Origin of the sequence: Amycolatopsis balhimycina FH 1894, assembly GCF_000384295.1 — a bacterium.
In the GTDB taxonomy this organism is placed as follows: Bacteria; Actinomycetota; Actinomycetes; order Mycobacteriales; family Pseudonocardiaceae; genus Amycolatopsis; species Amycolatopsis balhimycina.
The window spans coordinates 4,748,740-4,766,698 of sequence record NZ_KB913037.1 but is presented as its reverse complement, the minus strand read 5'-3'; the positions used below and the strand labels follow the sequence as shown (position 1 = coordinate 4,766,698).

Genomic DNA, 17,959 nt, shown 5'->3' with positions numbered 1-17,959 from the left:
GGAATCACGCGTGTCGACTGCCGGATCACGCGTGTCGACTCTCCAAGTACGCGAGTCGCCGCTCCAGCCGGCATATCGGCGTGACGGGAGGGGTGACACGCGTGATCGGGAGGTCGACACGCGTGATCGGAGGGACGACACGGTGGGCCAGGGGTCGAGGCCCGTCACCCGGTCGGCGGTGACGCGCACGATCACCGCCGCCGTCGAGCCCATCGGCGTCCTCACCAGGTGGGCGACCGTCAACGGCGAGGCCGTCGCGGCGGCTCAAGAAGCCAGGTAGGCCTCGATCGCCGCCGTGATGGCCGCGGCGAACTGCTGCCGCCCGTCCGCGCTCGTCATCCGGGCGGCCTCGGCCGCGTTGCGCATGTTGCCGCACTCCACGAGCGCTGCCGGCCGGGTCGAAAGGTTGAGCCCGGCGAGGTCCGTGCGCGCCGAAAGGCCGTTCTCGCCGATGTAGTTCGCCGGGCTGAAGCCGCTCGTGCGCATCGTGTCCCGCAGCGTCCGCGCCAGCCGCGTCGACGGCTCGCCCTGTGCGGCGTTCAGCGGCGGTGACGAATACGCGACGTGGAAGCCGTTCGCGCCGGCCGCGTCCGAACCGTCGGCGTGGATCGAGACGACGGCGTCGGCGGCCGCCTCGTTGCCGAGCGCGGCCCGCCGGTCGACGCAGGGGCCGACGCCGGTGTCGTCCTGTCGCGTGTAGACGACGCGAATCCCCTTGGCCGCCAACGCTTCCCCGACTCGCTGGGCGACGTCGAAGGTGAAGGCGTGCTCGGAGTAGCCGGCGTTGGTCGCCGTGCCGGTGGTGTTGCACGGCTTGGTCTGCCCGCGCCCGGCGGGCACGAGCCGGTTGATCTCCGCCGGGTGCGAGCCGTTCCCGCCGTTGTGCCCGGGATCCAGCACGACGACCTTCCCCGCCGCGGGCGGCACCGGCGTCACGGCGGCGGACGAAGACGCGGACGCCGGCGAAGGTGGGGGCGACGGCGACGTGGCGGGCGGCGTGGGCGTGGCCGTCCGCGTGGTCACCGGCGCCGGCACCGGCGTCGCCGAAATCTCGTCTTCGCAGCCGGTGAGCAGGAGAGCACCGGCCAGCAGCAGGGGGACAGTCGCGCGTCGCACGGCGACCACGGTGCCACAACCCGGCCACCCGCGTGGCGCGACTACCCTGGTGGGGACACAGGCGTGCAGAGAGGACCGAGTGCGATCATGGCCCAACCCGGCGGCGGCTTCGACCTTTCCCAGCTGATGCAGCAGGCGCAGCAGATGCAGCAGAAGCTCGTCGAGGCCCAGGAAGAGCTGGCCAACACCGAGGTCACCGGCACGGCCGGCGGCGGACTGGTCACCGCGACCGTCTCCGGTGACAGCCAGCTGAAGAGCCTGCAGATCGACCCGAAGGTGGTCGACCCGGACGACGTCGAGACGCTGTCCGACCTGATCGTCGCGGCGGTCCGCGACGCGTCGGCGAGCGCCCAGAAGCTCACCGAGCAGAAGCTCGGCCCGCTGGCCGGCGGCCTCGGCGGCGGTGGCGGCATGCCGGACCTCGGCAGCCTCGGCTTCGGCGGCTGACGAACTTGTACGAAGGTGTCGTCCAGGACCTGATCGACGAGCTCGGGCGGTTGCCGGGGGTCGGGCCGAAGAGCGCCCAGCGGATCGCGTTCCACTTGCTGGCCGCGGACCCGGTGGACATCTCGCGGCTGCAGGACGTCCTCGGCAAGGTCAAGGAGGGCGTGCAGTTCTGCGAGATCTGCGGCAACGTCTCCGAGCACCCGAAGTGCCGCATCTGCCGCGACGAGCGCCGCGACCTCACGGTCATCTGCGTGGTCGAGGAGCCGAAGGACGTCCTGGCGGTCGAGCGCACGCGTGAGTTCAAGGGGCGCTACCACGTCCTGGGCGGCGCGCTCGACCCGCTGTCGGGCATCGGCCCGGAGCAGCTGCGGATGCGCGAGCTGCTCAAGCGGATCGGTGAGGCCGACATCAGCGAGATCATCATCGCGACGGACCCGAACACCGAGGGCGAAGCGACGGCGACGTACCTGGTCCGCATGCTGCGGAACTTCCCGGGCCTGAGCGTGACGCGGCTGGCGTCGGGCCTGCCGATGGGCGGTGACCTGGAGTTCGCCGACGAGCTGACGCTGGGTCGCGCGCTCTCGGGCCGGCGCGTGCTCTGAGTGTCGTGAGTGAGAAACAGCGTTAGAACACTGTTTCTCACTCACGGCCGGCAGGGCCGCCGCGCAGAGCTCAGCAGTAGCCGAGCTGCGCCAGGGTGTCCACGACGATCTCGGACGGGTGGTACTTGTCCATCCAGGACTCGCCGCGGCGGTTCTGGTACGTGTCGAGGAAGTTCTGCAGCTTGTCGCCGCGCATTTCCGTCAGGACGACCGTGTCGCCGAGGTGCTGCGGCGTCTCCGTCCGCTCGCGGTGCACCGCGCAGGGCAGGCCGAGGTAGTAGCACTCGGCCGAGAGACCACCCGAGTCGGTGACGACGTACTCGGCGCGCGCGACCAGCGGCAGGAATTTCAGGTACCGCATCTTCGGCTGGACGATGAACTGGTCGTCGAAGATGTTCCCGATGCCCAGCGCGCGGATCTTCTCGCGTTCCGGCGCCCCGGCCATGTACAGGATCGGCATCTTGCGGCTCTGCTCGCGCAGGATCTCCAGCACCTCGCGGTACTTGTCCGGCCGCGAAACCAGCTCGAAGCGGTGCAGCGTCGCCAGGCCGAACTTCTCCGGCAGGTTCGGCACGTCCAGCGGCTGGTTGATCGCCAGGCGCATCGCGTCGATCGCCGTGTTCGCCTCGGTGTCGACGACGACGCCACGGGCGTGCCGCAGGTTGTTGACCTCGCGGACGCTCGGCGCGAAGTGGATGTCGACGATCTTCGCCGCGATCTTGCGGTTGAGCTCCTCCGGCAGCGGCGACAGGATGCTGCCCGACCGCGCCCCCGCCTCGACGTGCCCGACGCGGGACTTGAGGATCCGCTTCCCGATCAGCGAGCCGTACGGCGTGGTGAACGTGTCGCCGTGCACCAGCACCAGCGGCGGACGGCCGTCCTCGGTCAGCGCGGCGCGCAGCTCGTGGCGGCGGCTCCACGCGGTGCGCAGCACCTGCGCGGCCCAGCCGGGCACCTGGGCGGGCGACTCGAGGTTGTGGGCCTTGTCCTCCGGCACCAGCCAGACGTCGGGCTCCGGCATCTTCAGGTCCGCGAGGACGTCCGCGACCTCGTCGACGTGCTGCGCGGTGAACCAGATCTTCGGCCGCATCCCGCGCTCGCGGATCCCGTGGTAGACCGGCGCGATCTTGATCAGTTCCGCGGTGGTGCCGAGAATGAAGGAAATCACCAGAGGAGCCCATTTCCGGTCGGGTGCGGTGGCGTAAGGATACTGGCCGACCCGGCGCCGGGGCCGCCGGGTAGCCTCGGCACGGTGAGTGCGAACCCGCTCCTCCCCTCGCTCAGCGTCGTGATCCCGGTCTACAACGAGCAGGACTGGATCGAACGCAGTGTCGGCGCGCTGCTCGCTTCGGCATCGGCCGCAAGCTGGCCGATCGAGATCGTCGTGGTCGACGACGGCAGCACGGACGCCACGCCGTCACGGCTCGACGACCTGCGCGAACGCCACGGGATCACGGTCATCAGCCAGGCCAACGGGGGCCGGTTCGAGGCCAGGAGCGCGGGCATCGCCAAGTCGTCCGGCGAGTGGATCGCGCTGCTCGACAGCCGCGTCATCGTCGACGAGCACACCCTGACGTTCCTGCGCGACCAGCTCGTGGAGCACCCCGAGCGCGCGGTCTGGAACGGCCACATCAACGTCGCTTCCGAGCACAACCCGTACGCGGGATTCATGGCCGGCCTGGTCAAGGTGCCGTGGCGCAAGTACTGCGCGAACCCGCGCCTGATGTCGTACGGCATCGAGGAGTTCGACGTCTATCCGAAGGGGACGACGTTCTTCTGCGCCCGCCGCGGCCTCCTCGAAGGCTCGGTGACGGCGTTCGCGTCGCTCTTCGACGACATCCGCTTCGCCAGTGACGACACCCGCATGCTGCGCTGGATCGCCGAGCACGAGCGGATCTGGCTGGCCCCGGAGCTGTCGGCGACCTACAACGGGCGCGACTCGTTCAAGAAGTTCACGCAGCAGGCCTACTTCCGCGGCACCACCTACGTGGACTCCTACATCGCTTCGCCCGGCCCGGCCCGCAACGCCCTGTTCGGCGCGCTCGCGGCCGGTGTCCTCGGCCTGGCCTTCGCCGCGAAGAAGCCGAAGACGACGCTGGCCGCCGGTGTCCTCGGCGCGGTCGCGGCGGGCGAAGTCGTCAAGAAGTGCGGTGCGACCGGGCCGGAGGCCCGCGCCGTCACCAAGCTGCTGCCGGTGTTCGCCGGCGGGTTCGGCGCCGGTGTCCTGCGTGGACTGGCCATGGCCGTGCGGACCAAGCTCCGCCGCCGATGAGCACCGACGTGGACGACGCGGCCACGCCGGTGGTGACCAGCAGCGGGCGCACTACCGCGGGCAGTCTCGGCGGCTCGCTGATCGTGTCGATCGGCCTCGGCTACCTGCTCACCGTCGCCTGCCAGCGCCTGCTGCCGCCGCAGGAATACGCGATCTTCGTGACGTTCTGGGGCCTGGTGATGGGCCTCGGCAGCACCCTCTCGCCGCTCGAGCAGGAGCTCTCGCGGCAGTCCGCGGTGGCCGCGCTCACCGGGGGCAAGGCGGGCCGCCCGGCCCTGCGCGCGGTCGCCGTCGGCGTGTTCGTCGCGGCCGCGTTCTCGCTCGCGCTGCTGATCCCGCCGGTCAACGAAAAGCTCTTCCGGGGTGACTGGTCGCTGGCGCTGATCGTGCTGTGCGGCGGCGTCGCGTTCGCCTGCCAGTTCGGCACGCGCGGGCTGCTGATCGGGCAGCACAAGGTGAAGGCCTTCTCGCTGCTCGTGGTCGCCGAACCGGCGATCCGGGCACTGATCCTCGGCGTGCTGTTCGTCTCGGTCGCCTACAACGTCGTCTCGCTGGCGATCGCGGTCGCCGCCGGCTCGTTCGCCTGGCTGCTGTTCGCCCGCCCGGCCCGGCAGCTGGTCGACTTCCACGTGGACGGCGACGGCTGGGGCGTCACGTCCCGCCGGATGGGCATGCTGCTGGTCGGCGCGTTCCTGACGTCGGCGGTCATCACCGGCTACCCGGCGCTGGTCGGCCTGCTGGCACCGGGCGGCGACGGCGACCGCGTCGGCTCGCTGTTCGCCGCACTGGTCATCGCCCGGCTGCCGCTGACCCTGATCGGCCCGGTCCAGTCGCTGGCCGTGCCGTTCGTCGTCCGGCTCTCGGTCACCGAGGACGGCCGCCACAAGCTGCGCCGGGTCCTGGCCCTCGGCGCCGCCGCCGCGCTGGTCCTCGCCGCGCTCGGCGCGCTGGTCGGCATGTGGCTCGGGCCGTGGGCGGTGCGGTTCGTCAGCGGCCCCGGCTACGACATCGACGGCTGGTCGGTCGCGGGGCTGGTGTGGTCGTCGGTGCTGCTGGTGCCGATGCAGCTGCTCACGGCGGTGCTCGTGGCCCGCACGCAGGCCAAGCTCGTCCTGGTCACCTGGGCCGTGGTCACCGGCACGGCGTCCCTGCTGCTGGTGCTCCTGCCCGGCGACACCGTGTTCCGCGCGGTCGTCGCGCTGGCCACGGCGCCGACGCTGGGCCTGGCGGTGGTGCTCGCGTTCGTCCTGCGGCGGGCGCCGGAAACGGGCACCGGGACAACCCCGGGCACCGGTGGAACGTCTTCGTAGCGGCCCAGTAAGGTGCGTGGCGAACCCGCCGGTGGGGACGGGGAACGGCGGGAAACGCCGGTAAGGTTTGGACAGCGAATTCGATGAACGTACTACTCGTTTTGCTCGCGTTCTGGCTGCCTGGTCTGCTGTTCGGCGCCGCGATCCGGTTGCGCGGCTGGACGCTGGCCGCCGCCGGGCCGCTGCTCACCTTCGGCCTCGTCGCCCTCGGCGTCCCGATCCTCGGCAAGCTCGGCATCCGCTGGTCGATGCTCAACGTCGCGCTGTGGACGCTCGTGGTTTCGGCCGCCGGGTTCGGGCTGGCCTTCGCCGTGACGCGGTTCACGCGCCGCCGCCACCCCGACTGGACCGAGCCGGAGCGGCCGGAGCGCAGTGTTCGCGACCACGTCCTGATCGGCATCGGCGTCGCCGCCGGCCTGGGGATCGGCGCCGTCACGTTCCTGCGCGGCGTCCGGAGCCTGAACAACGTCCAGCAGGGCTGGGACGCGCCGTTCCACGCCAACCTCGTCCGCTGGATCGCCGAGCACGGCGACGCCCGGCCGTCGACCGTCGGCACGATCGCGAACCTGCCGAACCAGACGAACTACTTCTACCCGGACACCTACCACGCGCTGCTCGCCCTGGTCTTCGGCAAGGGCGGCCTCACGATGATGCCGACGCTGAACCTGGCGGCGCTCGTGGTGGTCCTCACCGTGCCGATCGGCGTCGCCGCGATGTGCCACGCCTGGCGGATGCCGCCGGTCGCCGTGGCCTCGGCCGCGGCCGTGTCGGCGTGCTTCACGGTGTTCCCGTACGACTCGCTGTGGCGCGGTCCGCTGTGGCCGTTCGTGGCCGGCGTCGCGTTGGTCCCGGCGATGCTCGCGGTCGCCCGGCACCTCCTGGAACCCCGCGCGATCGCCGGGCCGGTCGGTATCGGCGTCGGCGTGGCCGGGCTCGCAGGCCTGCACACGAGCGTCGTCTTCGTGGTCATCGTGTACTTCCTGATGATCCTCGCCGCGGTGCTGTTCAAGTTCGAGAAGATCACCTGGCGCCGCTCGATGCCGTCGCTGGTCGCGACCTTCGTGCTGGCCGCCGCGTTCGGCATCCCGGTCGTCCTGCCCTCGCTGTACAACGCCGGCGGGGTGACCAGCACGTACTGGGCGTCCGAAGCCACCGTGTCCGGGGCGGTCGGCGAGACGATCACGTTCTCCCCGATGGCGTCGTTCCCGCAGTGGTGGATCGGCATCCCGGCCATCATCGGCGTGTTCCTGCTGGTCAAGCACCGCCGGATGATGTGGATGGTCGGCGCGTACATCGTGCTGGGCGCGTTGTTCGCCGCGACCGTGTCGCTCGAAACCGACATCGTGCACCTGCTGAGCAGCCCGTTCTACAACGACAACTGGCGCGTCGCGGCCCTCGTGCCGCTGGCGGGCTGTGTCGCCTTCGGCGAGTTCGTGCACACCGCGTCCGGCTGGTTCACCGAGAAGGTGCGGCCACGGCTGCCGAACCTCCGCCCGGCCACCTTGACCCTGGTCGGCGTGGTGCTGATCGCGCTGGTCGTCGGCGGCCTCAGCCGCGGCGGTTACGTCGGCCGCAACGCCGCTCGCGTGCACTACGCCTACAACGACAGCCCGACCGTCAGCAAGGACGAAGAGGCCGCGTTCGGCTGGCTCGCCGCGCACACCAAGCCCGGCGAGCGCGTGCTGAACGACCGGATCGACGGCTCGGTGTGGATGTACGCGCTGGCGGGCGTGATGCCGACGCAGTGGAGCTTCTACGGTTCGGACAAGGGCACGAACACCGACGAACAGTACCTGAGCGTGTTCGCCAACGACCTGGGCAAGTACCCCCGGGTCCGCAAGGCGCTCACCGACCTGAAGGTCCGGTACGCGTTCGTCGGCAAGGGCAAGGTCATGGCGGACCGGCCGAACGACGTCGGCCTCAAGAACCTCGACGTCACCCCCGGCTTCAAGCTGGTCTTCCGCAACGCCGGGGCCTCGATCTACGAGATCGAGGGGCAGCAGGGCGTCGTCACCTCCGGTGCCGCGCCTGGGTCCACAGCCGGTAACGGGCAGTGACCCATCGGCTTTCGGGGGTCCAGGGGGCTTGCCCCTTGGCTGGGGTCTGGGGTTTGACCCCAGAAGGAAAGGCTAAAGTGATCGCGTGTCTGTGACCTCCGTGACCTCGGTGACCAGCCGCCGGGTGCTCATCGTGATGCCCGCTCTCAACGAATCGGCGAGCGTCGCTTCGGTCATCGAGCAGGTGAAGCGGGCTCTGCCGGACGGCGATCTGCTGGTCGTCGACGACGGCTCGGTCGACGACACCGCCAGGCTGGCCCGCGCCGCCGGGGCCGAAGTGGCCCGGCTGGCCGTGAACCTCGGTGTCGGGGGCGCGATGCGCACCGGCTTCCGGTACGCCGCCGCCCGCGGCTACGACGTCGTCGTGCAGGTGGACGCCGACGGCCAGCACGACCCGGACGAGCTGGACGCGCTGCTGCGCGGCCTGGACGACGCGGACATCGTGATCGGCTCCCGGTTCGCCGGCAAGGGCGCGTACAAGGCCAGCGGGCCGCGCAAGTACGCCATGGTCGCGCTGTCGCTGGTGTTCTCGCGGCTGGCGAAGACGCGGCTCACCGACGTCACGTCGGGGTTCAAGGCGATGGGTCCGCGCGCGATCCGGCTGTTCGCCGGCTACTACCCGGCGGAGTACCTCGGCGACACGGTGGAATCGCTGGTCATGGCCATCCGGGCCAAGCTGACCATCAAGGAGATCCCGGTCATCATGCGCGAGCGCGCGGGCGGCACGCCCAGCCACTCGCCCGTCAAGTCGGCCGTTTACCTGGGCCGCGCCGGGCTCGCGCTGCTGCTCGCGCTGGTCCGCCGCCGCCCCGCGGTCGACTCCTCAGACTCGGCATAAGGAGCTTGGGAAGATGGCCGGTTGGCGCATCCTCAGCATCGTCATCGCTTGCCTGGTGCTCTTCGTCGTCATCGAGATGATGCGGCGGCGCAAGCTGCGGGAGAAGTACGCGGGTGTGTGGCTGGTCGTCGCCATCGGTGTCGTGGTGCTGGCCGCGATCCCGTCGGCCGCGCAGTTCCTGGCCCGGCTGACCGGGGTGGAAACCCCGTCGAACTTCGTGTTCCTCCTCGCCGGCGTCGTGCTGGCGCTGGTGTCGCTGCACCTGTCCACCGAGGTCGGGCACCTGGAGGAAGAGGTGCGGACGTCGGTCGAGGAGACCGCGTTGCTGCGCTGCGAACTCGAGGACGCCAAGCGCGAGCTGGAGCGCCGGATCGTCGAGCTGGAGGCGAAGACGGCGGCGCCCGACGACGTCAAAGGGCTCCCGGAGGTCGAGCGCGTCAGCAAGTGATGCGCTGATCGAAGCCCTCCTCGCCGCACCCGCCCGGCTCGGCCGGGTGCGGGTGCTGGCCATCGACGGTCCCTCGGGTGCCGGCAAGTCCACGCTGGCCGCCCAGGTCGTCGCCGGACTGCGGGCTCGCGGGTGCCGGACGGCCCTCGTCAGCACCGACGCCTTCGCCACTTGGGACGACCCGGTCGCGTGGTGGCCGCGGCTTGTCGACGGCGTCCTGCGTCCCCTCGCCGACGGCGTGGCCGGCGCCTACCGGCGAATGGACTGGTCCACTGGTGTGCCCCGGCCGGGTGAGCTCGTCCGGGTGGCCGTGCCGGATGTCCTGGTGCTGGAAGGCGTGTCGAGCGGCCGCACTTCGGTAAGACCCCTTCTTTCCGGCCTCTGCTGGCTCTCCGGCGGCTCCGAGGCCGAGCGGCTGGCCAAGACCGTCGCGCGCGACGGCGAGGGCGCACAGGCCGAATTAGAGCGCTGGCAACGGTTCGAGCGCGGCTGGTTCGCCGTCGACGGCACTTCCGAGGCCGCCGACACCCGGCTTTCGTAGGCGCCGGGCCCTTCACCCTCCGTGTGCGAGGAGGCCTGGATCGATCAAGAGGATTGTCCGCGAAGACACGACCGGACTAACGTGGGTACCGCCATGTGAGTTAGCGATCCGGCGCCAGATGCCGCCGTAAGCCAGAAATGGTCACATTCCGTCGTGATTAACGGACACATTGCGGTCAAATCGGCGTCCACGTAGCGCGATCGTAACCTCACGTGCTTAAGTGCGGGCCGAGTTCCCGCTAGTGTCGGCGGGCACACCGACCGTCCGTCGAGTTCCTGACCGACCGGACGGTGACTTTGAACCCGAACATCTCCCAAGGGGTGCCAGATGCAGCAATTGCGGCTGACCCGAACACGCCGCGTGGCCCTGATCGGGCTCGCCGGCGCGCTCGCGGTTTCGCTGTCCGCCTGTGCGGAATCCAAGCGTGAAGAAGGCGCGGGGGGTGGTTCCGGGGGCACGATGATCTTCGGCGCGGCCGGTAACCCGAAGCTGTTCGACCCCGCCTTCAACGACGAGGGTGAGACCTTCCGGATCACGCGGCAGATCTTCGACACGCTGATCCAGAACAAGCCGGGCACCGCCGACCTCGAGCCCTCCCTCGCCGAGAAGTGGGAGTCGAGCAACGACGGCAAGACCTGGACGTTCTCGCTCAAGTCCGGCGTGAAGTTCTCCGACGGCACCCCGATGGACGCCGAGGCGGTCTGCGCCAACTTCAACCGCTGGTTCAACATGAAGGGCGCCGCCGCCCAGAGCCAGATGATCTACTACGGCGACGTCTTCGAGGGCTTCGCCAAGAACGAGGGCGACGCGGCGGGCGACCCGGTCTACAAGAGCTGTGAGGCCAAGGACCCGGCGACCGCGGTCCTCAACCTCAACAAGGCCAAGGGCGCCTTCCCGGCCGCGTTCACGCTGCCGTCGTTCGCGATCCAGAGCCCGACCGCGATCAAGCAGTACAACGGCGACACGGTGACCCAGAGCGGTGACTCGTTCACTTACAGCGAGTACGCGAACAAGCACCCGGTCGGTACCGGCCCGTTCAAGTTCGACAGCTGGGACCAGGCCAAGGGTGAGATCACCCTGGTGAAGAACGACACCAGCCCGTCGCCGGCGAAGCTCGACAAGCTGATCTTCAAGGTCATCCCGGACGAGAACGCCCGCAAGCAGGCGCTGAAGGCCGGCGACATCCACGGCTTCGACTACCCGAACCCGGCGGACTACGGCCTGCTGCGCGCGGACAACGAGCAGGTGCTCATCCGCCCGTCGTTCAACGTGCTGTACCTGGGCATCAACCAGGCCAACAACCCGAAGCTGAAGGACCCGCGGGTCCGCCAGGCGCTGGCCTACGGCATCAACCGCGAGCAGTTCGTGAAGAGCAAGCTGGCCGAGGGTTCCGAGGTCGCGACCGAGTTCGTCCCGAAGGTCATCTCGGGCTACACCGACGACGTCACGAAGTACCCGTACGACCAGAACAAGGCGAAGGAGCTGCTGAAGGCGGCCGGCGCCGAGGGTATGACCGTGAAGTTCTACTACCCGACCGAGGTCAGCCGGCCGTACATGCCGAACCCGGCGGACACCTTCACGGCGATCTCCGAGGACCTGAAGCGGATCGGCATCAACGTCGAGGCGCACGCCGAGCCGTGGAACGGTGGCTACAAGGACGACGTGCAGAAGTTCGGCAAGCAGGACCTGCACCTGCTCGGCTGGACCGGTGACTACAACGACGCCGGCAACTTCGTCGGCACGTTCTTCGGCCGCGAGAAGAAGGAGTTCGGCTTCAGCAACCCGCAGCTGTTCTCGGCTCTCGCCGCCGCGGACGCGTCGCCTGCCGGTGACGCGCACGCCAAGGCGTACCAGGAAGTCAACAAGCAGATCATGGACTTCCTCCCGGCGATCCCGATCGCGTACCCGACGCCGGCGATCGTGGTCGGCCCGAAGGTCAAGGGTCTGGTGGCGAGCCCGCTCACCGACGAGCGCTTCAACACCGTGACCGTCAACTGATCTGACTCTCAGCCGGCAGGGGGTGGGTGCTACCGCACCCACCCCCTGCGCCTGATTCCCGGGCTGGCACAAAGGACTGCACGTGCTCCGATTTATCGTGCGTCGGCTGCTACAAGCGATCCCGACGCTCTTCATCCTGTCCATTCTGGTCTTCGCATGGTTGCGTTCCCTGCCCGGCGGCCCCGCCACCGCGCTGCTGGGTGACAAGGCAACGCCCGAGAAGGTCGCCGACCTCAACCGCGTACTGGGGCTTGATCAGCCGATCTTCCTGCAGTACTTCAAGTTCCTCGGCCGGGCGCTCACCGGCGACTTCGGCAACTCGCTGGTCTCGACCCAGCCGGTCGGCGGCGAGATCGTCACGTTCCTGCCCGCCACCATCGAGCTCGGCCTGTCCGCGATGATCATCGCGATCGTCGTCGGCATCCCCGCCGGCTACCTGTCGGCCCGCTACCGCGGCGGTGCGATCGACAACGGCGTGATCGTGCTGAGCCTGATCGGCGTCGCGGTGCCGGTCTTCTTCCTCGGCTACATGATGCAGGACGTCTTGGCGGCCCCGCTGGGCCTGCCTTCGCAGGGACGGCAGGCCGCGGGGCTCGACGCCACGGCCATCACCAACTTCGCCATCCTCGACGGCATCATGACGAGCGAGTGGGACGCCGTCTGGGACGCGATCCGGCACCTGATCCTGCCGGCGCTCGCGCTCGCCACGATCCCGCTCGCGGTGATCACCCGGATCACCCGCGCGTCCGTGCTCGACGTCCTCAACGAGGACTTCGTCCGCACGGCGAACTCGAAGGGCCTGACCCAGCCGGTGGTGCGCCGCCGGCACGTGCTGCGCAACGGCCTGCTCCCGGTGGTCACCACCATCGGCCTGCAGACCGGCGCGCTGCTCGGCGGTGCGGTGCTGACCGAGCGGGTGTTCAACTTCCGCGGCCTCGGGTTCCTGCTGGCCGAAGGCATCGAACGGCGTGACTACCCCCGGCTGCAGGCACTGCTGCTGTTCGGTGCGGTGATCTACGTGCTGGTGAACATGCTGGTCGACATCTCGTACGGGATCATCGACCCGAGGGTGCGTGTGCGATGAACACTCTGCTGAGCAAGAAGAAGGAACCGATCGACAAGCTCGCCGCGGCGAGCGGGCGCAGCCTCGGCGGCGAAGCGATCCGCCGGATGCTGCGCAGCCCGGTCGCGATCACCGGCGGGGTCATCACCGGCCTGTTCCTGATCATCGCGATCTTCGCGCCCTTGCTGGAGCCGAAGGACCCGAACGTCCAGTACCTCGGCGACCAGATCCGGCCGAACCACATCCCGGGCGCACAGGCCGGGTTCCCGCTCGGCGTGGACGACTTCGGCCGCGACTTCCTGTCGCGGCTGATCGCCGGCGCCCAGCAGACGCTGATCGTGGGTGTGCTCGCGACCCTCGTCGGGGTGCTGCTCGGCGTCATCATCGGCGGGGTCGCGGGCGCGTTCGGCGGCTGGGTCGACACCGTCCTCATGCGACTGGTCGACGTCATGCTGTCGTTCCCGTCGCTGCTGCTGGCCATTTCCATCGCGGCGCTGTTCGCGAAGCCGAGCCAGTGGACGGTGATCCTGGCCGTGTCGATGATCGGCGTGCCGATCTTCGCCCGGTTGCTGCGCGGTTCCATGCTCTCGCAACGCGACGCCGACCACGTGCTCGCGGCGACGTCGCTCGGGGTGAAACGCGGGACGATCGTGTTCCGGCACATGCTGCCGAACTCGCTCAGCCCGGTGATCGTGCAGGCGACGCTGACGCTGGCGACGTCCATCCTGGAGGCCGCGGCGCTGTCGTTCCTCGGTCTGGGCGACCCGGACCCGTCGCGGGCGGAGTGGGGGCTGATGCTGGGCAAGGCCTCGCACCAGTTCCTCGACGTCCGCCCGGAGCTCGCGTACTACCCGGCGATCGCGATCATCGTCGTCGCGCTCGGGTTCACGCTGCTCGGCGAGTCACTCCGCGAAGCCCTCGACCCGAAGAACAGGCGGTGAGAACCCATGGCACTCCTTGAAGTCCGCGACCTGAAGGTCGACTTCGTCCGCCGTGGCGAGCGGCCGTTCACCGCGGTGGACGGCCTCAGCTTCGACGTCGAACCGGGCCAGACGGTCGGCCTGGTCGGCGAGTCCGGCTGCGGCAAGTCCGTGACGTCGCTGGCGATCATGCGGCTGCTCGCCCGGCGCGGCAACAAGGTCAGCGGCTCGGTGCGGTTCGAAGGCACCGACCTGCTCAAGCTGTCCGACAAGGACATGCGCGACCGCCGCGGCCGCGACCTCGGCATGGTGTTCCAGGACCCGCTGTCGTCGCTGAACCCGGTCATCCCGATCGGGCTGCAGATCACCGAGGTGCTGGAGCGCCACCGCGGGATGTCGCGCAAGGCGGCGTCCGTCGAAGCGGCGGACCTGCTGGGCAAGGTCGGCATCCCGGACCCGTCACGGCGGCTTTCCGAGTACCCGCACCAGCTTTCCGGCGGGATGCGGCAGCGCGCGCTGATCGCGATCGCGCTGGCGTGCCGCCCGCGGCTGCTCATCGCCGACGAGCCGACCACGGCGCTGGACGTCACCATCCAGGCGCAGATCCTGGCGCTGCTGCGGGAACTGGTGCAGGACACCGGTACCGCGCTGATCATGATCACGCACGACCTCGGCGTCGTCGCCGGGCTGTGCGACGAGGTCAACGTGCTCTACGGCGGCAAGATCGTCGAGCGGGCGCAGCGGCACCAGCTGTTCGCCGAGCCGCGGCACCCGTACACCCACGGCCTGCTCGCGTCGATCCCGCGCCTGGACGCGGGCCGTGGCGAGAAGCTGATCCCCATCCGGGGTTCGGTGGCCGACAACATCCCGTGGGACCACGGGTGCGCGTTCGCCCCGCGCTGCCCGAACGCGCTGCCGGTCTGCCGTGAGGTCCAGCCGCGGCTGGTGCCCGACCAGGGCGGGCTGCTGCGCTGTCACAACCCCGTGCGGCCCGCGGTCGCCGCGGGAGGAGGAACCCGATGACCCGTCCCGGTGGTGACGTGCTCCTCGAGGTCACCGGCCTCAAGGTGCACTTCCCGATCAAGAGCGGTGTCGTGTTCGACCGGACGGTCGGCCACGTCTACGCGGTCGACGGTGTCGACCTGGCCATCCGCCGCGGCGAGACGTACGGACTGGTGGGCGAGTCCGGCTGCGGCAAGTCCACGCTGGGCCGCGCGATCCTGCGGCTGAACGAGCCGACCGACGGCCACGTGGTGTTCGACGGCACGGACGTCGCTCACCTCAAGGGGGAGGAACTGCGGAAGGCCCGGCGCCGGATGCAGATGATCTTCCAGGACCCGCTGTCCAGCCTGGACCCCCGCCAGTCGGTCGAGTCCATCCTGCTCGAGGGCATGCACGCGCACGGCCTCGACAAGGACAAGGAAACGACCCAGCGGCGGCTGCGGCAGCTGCTGTCCGCGGTCGGCCTGCCGGAGACGTCGTTGCGGAAGTACCCGCACGAGTTCTCGGGCGGGCAGCGCCAGCGCATCGGCATCGCGCGGGCACTGGCCGTGGAGCCGGACCTGATCGTCGCCGACGAGCCGGTGTCCGCACTGGACGTTTCGGTGCAGGCCCAGGTGGTGAACCTGCTGGAGGACCTGCAGCAGCAGCTCGGGCTGACCTACGTCGTGATCGCGCACGACCTCGCGGTGGTGCGGCACATCTCCGACCGCATCGGCGTGATGTACCTGGGTGCGCTGGTCGAGGAGACCGACGCGGACTCGCTGTACCGGGATCCGCTGCACCCGTACACGCGGGCGCTGCTGTCGGCCATCCCGGTACCGGACCCGCAGGTCGAGGACACCCGCGAGCAGATCCTGCTCGCCGGTGACCTGCCCTCGCCGGCGAACCCGCCGTCGGGTTGCCGGTTCCACACGCGCTGCCCGTGGAAGCAGGCGAGCCTGTGCGACACCGACCGCCCGCAGCTGCGTGAAATCGGCGGCGGTCACCGGGTGGCGTGCCACTACGCGGAGGACATCCGCGACGGGCGCATCCAGCCGCACGAGGTGGAGCCGGAGCTGGTGGAGCTCACCGGGGCGCTGAACCCCGACCTGGGCCCGCCGGACATCGGCACGTCCGCCGAGATCCTCTAGCGAATGGCCGGCCGGGTTTCCCCGGCCGGCCATCTCGTTTCAGGGCTTGAGGTCCAGCGCCGCGCTCATGGTGCCGTCCATGTAGAACGGCGTCGAGTCGTGCACGTGGGTGATCCGCCACTCGCCGTCCTCCTTGCGGAAGCAGACGGTGGAGCGGAACCACAGCTCGAACGGCTGCGGCAGCCCCTTCGGCGTCGTCGAGAGCCGGTTGAGGGCGTGGCTGTAGGCGATGTCGCCGCCGACGGTGACCTCGAGGTCGCGGATTTCGTACTCGATCGGGCCGTCGAAGCTCGCGAACCAGGCCTTGCGGGCTTCGACGTCTTCGCCGTGGTGCACGAGCGGCGGGGCCAGGGTGAAGGCGACGACGCCGGGCACGTACTGCCGGGCGAGCCCCTCGGCGTCACGCTTCGTCATCGCCTCCGCACGGGCCGACATCAGTTCGCGGATCTGCTTCTCGTCGTGCTCGGTCATGCCATCCTCCTGAAGTGGTGGTGCCGTTCGGAGGGGACGTAGGCGCCGCCACGCGGATTTCGACATCCAGCGGGAGGCGTTCGTGAAATACGTGGTCCTGATCTACGGCAACCCGGAGTCCCGCGCGGCGTGGGCCGGGATGAGCGACGAGCAGCAGGCGGCCGGGCTCGCCTACTACCAGCAGCTCAACGACGACCTCGACGCGTCCGGGGAACGTATCGTCTCCGAGCGGCTCGCGTTCCCGGAACTGACGAAGCGGGTCAGCGTCTCCGGGGGCGCCCCGCTGACGACCGACGGGCCGTTCGCGGAGGCCAAGGAGTTCCTCGCCGGCTTCTACCTGCTGGACTGCGCGGATCTCGACCGGGCGCTGGAGATCGCCGCGCGGATCCCGGAGGCATCGTTCGGGGTGGTGGAGGTGCGGCCGGTGATGGGGCTGCACGGGACGGACCTGTGATCCCGGATCTCCTGCGTTCGCTCGCGCCCCAGGTCCTCGCGGCGCTGGCCCGGCGGTACGGCGACTTCGACGCGTGCGAGGACGCCGTCCAGGAGGCACTGCTGGCGGCGTCGCAGCAGTGGCCGTCTTCGGGGATCCCGGACCACCCGAAAGGGTGGCTGATCACGACGGCGTCCCGGCGTCGCATCGAGCAGTGGCGCAGCGACACGGCACGGCAGCGGCGTGAAGAGGCGGTGGCTTCGCAACCGGACCCGTCACCGGTCTCCGGGGTCGACGACACGCTGACGTTGCTGCTGCTGTGCTGCCACCCGTCGCTGACGCAGCCGTCGCAGGTGGCGCTGACGCTGCGCGCGGTGGGCGGCCTGACGACGGCGGAGATCGCGCGGGCGTTCCTGGTCCCGGAGGCGACGATCGGCCAGCGGATCAGCCGCGCGAAACGGTCACTGCGCGGCGAGCGGTTCGCGTTGCCGGCGTCGGAACGCCCGGCGCGCCTGGCCGCGGTGCTGCAGGTGCTGTACCTGATCTTCACGGAGGGCCACACGGCGAGCTCGGGCGACGTGCTGAACCGCGTCGAGCTGACGACGGAGGCGATCCGCCTGGCCCGTCAGCTGCATGCCTCACTGCCGGCGGACGGCGAGGTCACGGGCCTGCTGGCGCTGATGCTGTTGACGGAAGCCCGCCGCCCGGCCCGGGTGTCCGAGACGGGCGCGCTGGTGCCGCTGGCACAGCAGGACCGGTCCCGCTGGAACGGCGAGTTCATCAAGGAGGGCGTCGCGCTGATCACGGCGGCGTTGTCCTCGGCACCGGTGGGCCCCTACCAGCTGCAGGCGGCGATCGCGACGGTCCACGACGAGGCACCCTCGACGGAGGAAACGGACTGGGCGGAGATCCTGACGCTGTACGACCTGCTGGGGGTGGTGGCACCGGGCCCGATGGTGACGTTGAACCGGGTGGTGGCGTTCGCCCAGGTCCACGGCCCCGCGGCGGGGCTGGCGGAGCTGTCGTCGGTGGCCGCGGACCCGGCGTTGGCCGTGCACCACCGGGTGGACGCGGTGCGCGCCCACCTGCTGGAGTCGACGGGCGACTTCGAGGGGGCGCGGGAGGCGTACACGGCCGCGGCCGGGCGGACGTTGAGCCTGCCGGAGCAGGCGTACCTGCGCTCCCGGGCGGCGGCCTTGGCCGGCCGCTGACCGCGGCGGCCGGAGTTGTCCACAGGCGTCACCCCCATGTGGACAACTCCGGACCCCCGCCTGAAGGAGGACCTGGACCCATACTTGAGTAGGCCGCCCG

18 protein-coding genes are annotated in these 17,959 nt (G+C 70.0%); 15 read left to right on the top strand and 3 right to left on the bottom strand.

Translation table 11 applies throughout. The features are described 5' to 3' along the window. Nucleotides 1-264: 264 nt before the first annotated feature. Nucleotides 265-1,125: an N-acetylmuramoyl-L-alanine amidase gene (locus A3CE_RS0121155; RefSeq protein WP_020642110.1), complete on the bottom strand. Its 861-nt coding sequence runs from the start codon at nucleotides 1,123-1,125 to the stop codon at nucleotides 265-267. A 78-nt stretch (nucleotides 1,126-1,203) separates the two neighbouring features. On the opposite strand from A3CE_RS0121155, the gene A3CE_RS0121150 reads away from it, so the two are divergent. Both A3CE_RS0121150 and recR read left to right on the top strand, forming a co-directional pair. After that, nucleotides 1,204-1,563: a YbaB/EbfC family nucleoid-associated protein gene (locus tag A3CE_RS0121150; RefSeq protein WP_013230627.1), complete on the top strand. Its 360-nt coding sequence runs from the start codon at nucleotides 1,204-1,206 to the stop codon at nucleotides 1,561-1,563. Nucleotides 1,564-1,568: 5 nt separating this feature from the next. Then, nucleotides 1,569-2,165: a recombination mediator RecR gene (gene recR / locus A3CE_RS0121145; protein ID WP_020642109.1), complete on the top strand. Its 597-nt coding sequence runs from the start codon at nucleotides 1,569-1,571 to the stop codon at nucleotides 2,163-2,165. Nucleotides 2,166-2,235: 70 nt separating this feature from the next. Here the strand turns inward: recR and A3CE_RS0121140 are convergent, their stop codons facing one another. Continuing rightward, the gene (locus tag A3CE_RS0121140) at nucleotides 2,236-3,333 is read right to left on the bottom strand and encodes a UDP-N-acetylglucosamine 2-epimerase (RefSeq protein WP_020642108.1); all 1,098 of its coding nucleotides are present in this window, start codon (nucleotides 3,331-3,333) and stop codon (nucleotides 2,236-2,238) included. A gap of 84 nt (nucleotides 3,334-3,417) precedes the next feature. Here A3CE_RS0121140 and A3CE_RS0121135 point away from each other — a divergent pair, with 84 nt between their 5' ends. The 11 genes from A3CE_RS0121135 to A3CE_RS0121085 all read left to right on the top strand — a co-directional run bounded on the left by A3CE_RS0121135 (nucleotide 3,418) and on the right by A3CE_RS0121085 (nucleotide 15,744). Then, entirely contained in the window at nucleotides 3,418-4,437 is a 1,020-nt protein-coding gene (locus tag A3CE_RS0121135; RefSeq protein WP_020642107.1) for a glycosyltransferase family 2 protein, read from the top strand. Next, nucleotides 4,434-5,747 carry a lipopolysaccharide biosynthesis protein gene (locus A3CE_RS0121130; RefSeq protein WP_020642106.1) on the top strand — a complete coding sequence of 438 codons (1,314 nt, stop codon included), beginning with the start codon at nucleotides 4,434-4,436 and terminating at the stop codon, nucleotides 5,745-5,747. The genes A3CE_RS0121135 and A3CE_RS0121130 overlap by 4 nt, the downstream gene beginning before the upstream one ends. 83 nt (nucleotides 5,748-5,830) lie before the next feature. Further along, nucleotides 5,831-7,804, top strand: coding sequence for a DUF6541 family protein (locus A3CE_RS0121125; protein WP_026468706.1), 1,974 nt, complete (start codon nucleotides 5,831-5,833; stop codon nucleotides 7,802-7,804). A gap of 136 nt (nucleotides 7,805-7,940) precedes the next feature. Then, nucleotides 7,941-8,642 (top strand): glycosyltransferase family 2 protein, encoded by a 702-nt coding sequence (locus A3CE_RS0121120; RefSeq protein ID WP_185839843.1) that lies wholly within the window; start codon nucleotides 7,941-7,943, stop codon nucleotides 8,640-8,642. A gap of 13 nt (nucleotides 8,643-8,655) precedes the next feature. Beyond that, nucleotides 8,656-9,090 carry a DUF2304 domain-containing protein gene (locus A3CE_RS0121115; protein WP_020642103.1) on the top strand — a complete coding sequence of 145 codons (435 nt, stop codon included), beginning with the start codon at nucleotides 8,656-8,658 and terminating at the stop codon, nucleotides 9,088-9,090. Nucleotides 9,091-9,136: 46 nt separating this feature from the next. After that, nucleotides 9,137-9,631, top strand: coding sequence for a uridine kinase family protein (locus tag A3CE_RS0121110; RefSeq protein ID WP_020642102.1), 495 nt, complete (start codon nucleotides 9,137-9,139; stop codon nucleotides 9,629-9,631). 327 nt (nucleotides 9,632-9,958) lie between these two features. Then, complete coding sequence (locus tag A3CE_RS0121105; RefSeq protein ID WP_185839841.1) at nucleotides 9,959-11,629, top strand: ABC transporter substrate-binding protein; 1,671 nt, start codon at nucleotides 9,959-9,961, stop codon at nucleotides 11,627-11,629. Between the two features lie 82 nt (nucleotides 11,630-11,711). Then, nucleotides 11,712-12,713, top strand: a complete 1,002-nt coding sequence (locus tag A3CE_RS0121100; protein WP_026468704.1) for an ABC transporter permease — start codon at nucleotides 11,712-11,714, stop codon at nucleotides 12,711-12,713. Continuing rightward, nucleotides 12,710-13,633, top strand: a complete 924-nt coding sequence (locus A3CE_RS0121095) for an ABC transporter permease (protein WP_020642099.1) — start codon at nucleotides 12,710-12,712, stop codon at nucleotides 13,631-13,633. The genes A3CE_RS0121100 and A3CE_RS0121095 overlap by 4 nt, the downstream gene beginning before the upstream one ends. A gap of 6 nt (nucleotides 13,634-13,639) precedes the next feature. Beyond that, nucleotides 13,640-14,635, top strand: a complete 996-nt coding sequence (locus tag A3CE_RS0121090) for an ABC transporter ATP-binding protein (protein WP_020642098.1) — start codon at nucleotides 13,640-13,642, stop codon at nucleotides 14,633-14,635. Continuing rightward, nucleotides 14,632-15,744: an ABC transporter ATP-binding protein gene (locus tag A3CE_RS0121085; protein ID WP_020642097.1), complete on the top strand. Its 1,113-nt coding sequence runs from the start codon at nucleotides 14,632-14,634 to the stop codon at nucleotides 15,742-15,744. The genes A3CE_RS0121090 and A3CE_RS0121085 overlap by 4 nt, the downstream gene beginning before the upstream one ends. 39 nt (nucleotides 15,745-15,783) lie before the next feature. On the opposite strand, the gene A3CE_RS0121080 is transcribed toward A3CE_RS0121085, so the two are convergent. Next, nucleotides 15,784-16,215, bottom strand: coding sequence for a YybH family protein (locus tag A3CE_RS0121080; protein WP_020642096.1), 432 nt, complete (start codon nucleotides 16,213-16,215; stop codon nucleotides 15,784-15,786). An 82-nt stretch (nucleotides 16,216-16,297) separates the two neighbouring features. Here A3CE_RS0121080 and A3CE_RS0121075 point away from each other — a divergent pair, with 82 nt between their 5' ends. Next, complete coding sequence (locus A3CE_RS0121075) at nucleotides 16,298-16,669, top strand: YciI family protein (protein WP_020642095.1); 372 nt, start codon at nucleotides 16,298-16,300, stop codon at nucleotides 16,667-16,669. Continuing rightward, nucleotides 16,666-17,859, top strand: coding sequence for an RNA polymerase sigma factor (locus A3CE_RS0121070; RefSeq protein ID WP_020642094.1), 1,194 nt, complete (start codon nucleotides 16,666-16,668; stop codon nucleotides 17,857-17,859). The genes A3CE_RS0121075 and A3CE_RS0121070 overlap by 4 nt, the downstream gene beginning before the upstream one ends. The last annotated feature ends 100 nt before the right edge of the window (nucleotides 17,860-17,959 follow it).

Excerpts from the sequence above, each read along its gene's own strand:
- A3CE_RS0121150 (WP_013230627.1), top strand. The coding sequence starts at position 1,204 with ATGGCCCAACCCGGCGGCGGCTTCGACCTTTCCCAGCTGATGCAGCAG.
- A3CE_RS0121130 (WP_020642106.1), top strand. The coding sequence starts at position 4,434 with ATGAGCACCGACGTGGACGACGCGGCCACGCCGGTGGTGACCAGCAGC.
- A3CE_RS0121125 (WP_026468706.1), top strand. The coding sequence starts at position 5,831 with ATGAACGTACTACTCGTTTTGCTCGCGTTCTGGCTGCCTGGTCTGCTG.
- A3CE_RS0121120 (WP_185839843.1), top strand. The coding sequence starts at position 7,941 with ATGCCCGCTCTCAACGAATCGGCGAGCGTCGCTTCGGTCATCGAGCAG.
- A3CE_RS0121115 (WP_020642103.1), top strand. The coding sequence starts at position 8,656 with ATGGCCGGTTGGCGCATCCTCAGCATCGTCATCGCTTGCCTGGTGCTC.
- A3CE_RS0121105 (WP_185839841.1), top strand. The coding sequence starts at position 9,959 with ATGCAGCAATTGCGGCTGACCCGAACACGCCGCGTGGCCCTGATCGGG.
- A3CE_RS0121095 (WP_020642099.1), top strand. The coding sequence starts at position 12,710 with ATGAACACTCTGCTGAGCAAGAAGAAGGAACCGATCGACAAGCTCGCC.
- A3CE_RS0121090 (WP_020642098.1), top strand. The coding sequence starts at position 13,640 with ATGGCACTCCTTGAAGTCCGCGACCTGAAGGTCGACTTCGTCCGCCGT.
- A3CE_RS0121085 (WP_020642097.1), top strand. The coding sequence starts at position 14,632 with ATGACCCGTCCCGGTGGTGACGTGCTCCTCGAGGTCACCGGCCTCAAG.
- A3CE_RS0121080 (WP_020642096.1), bottom strand. The coding sequence starts at position 16,215 with ATGACCGAGCACGACGAGAAGCAGATCCGCGAACTGATGTCGGCCCGT.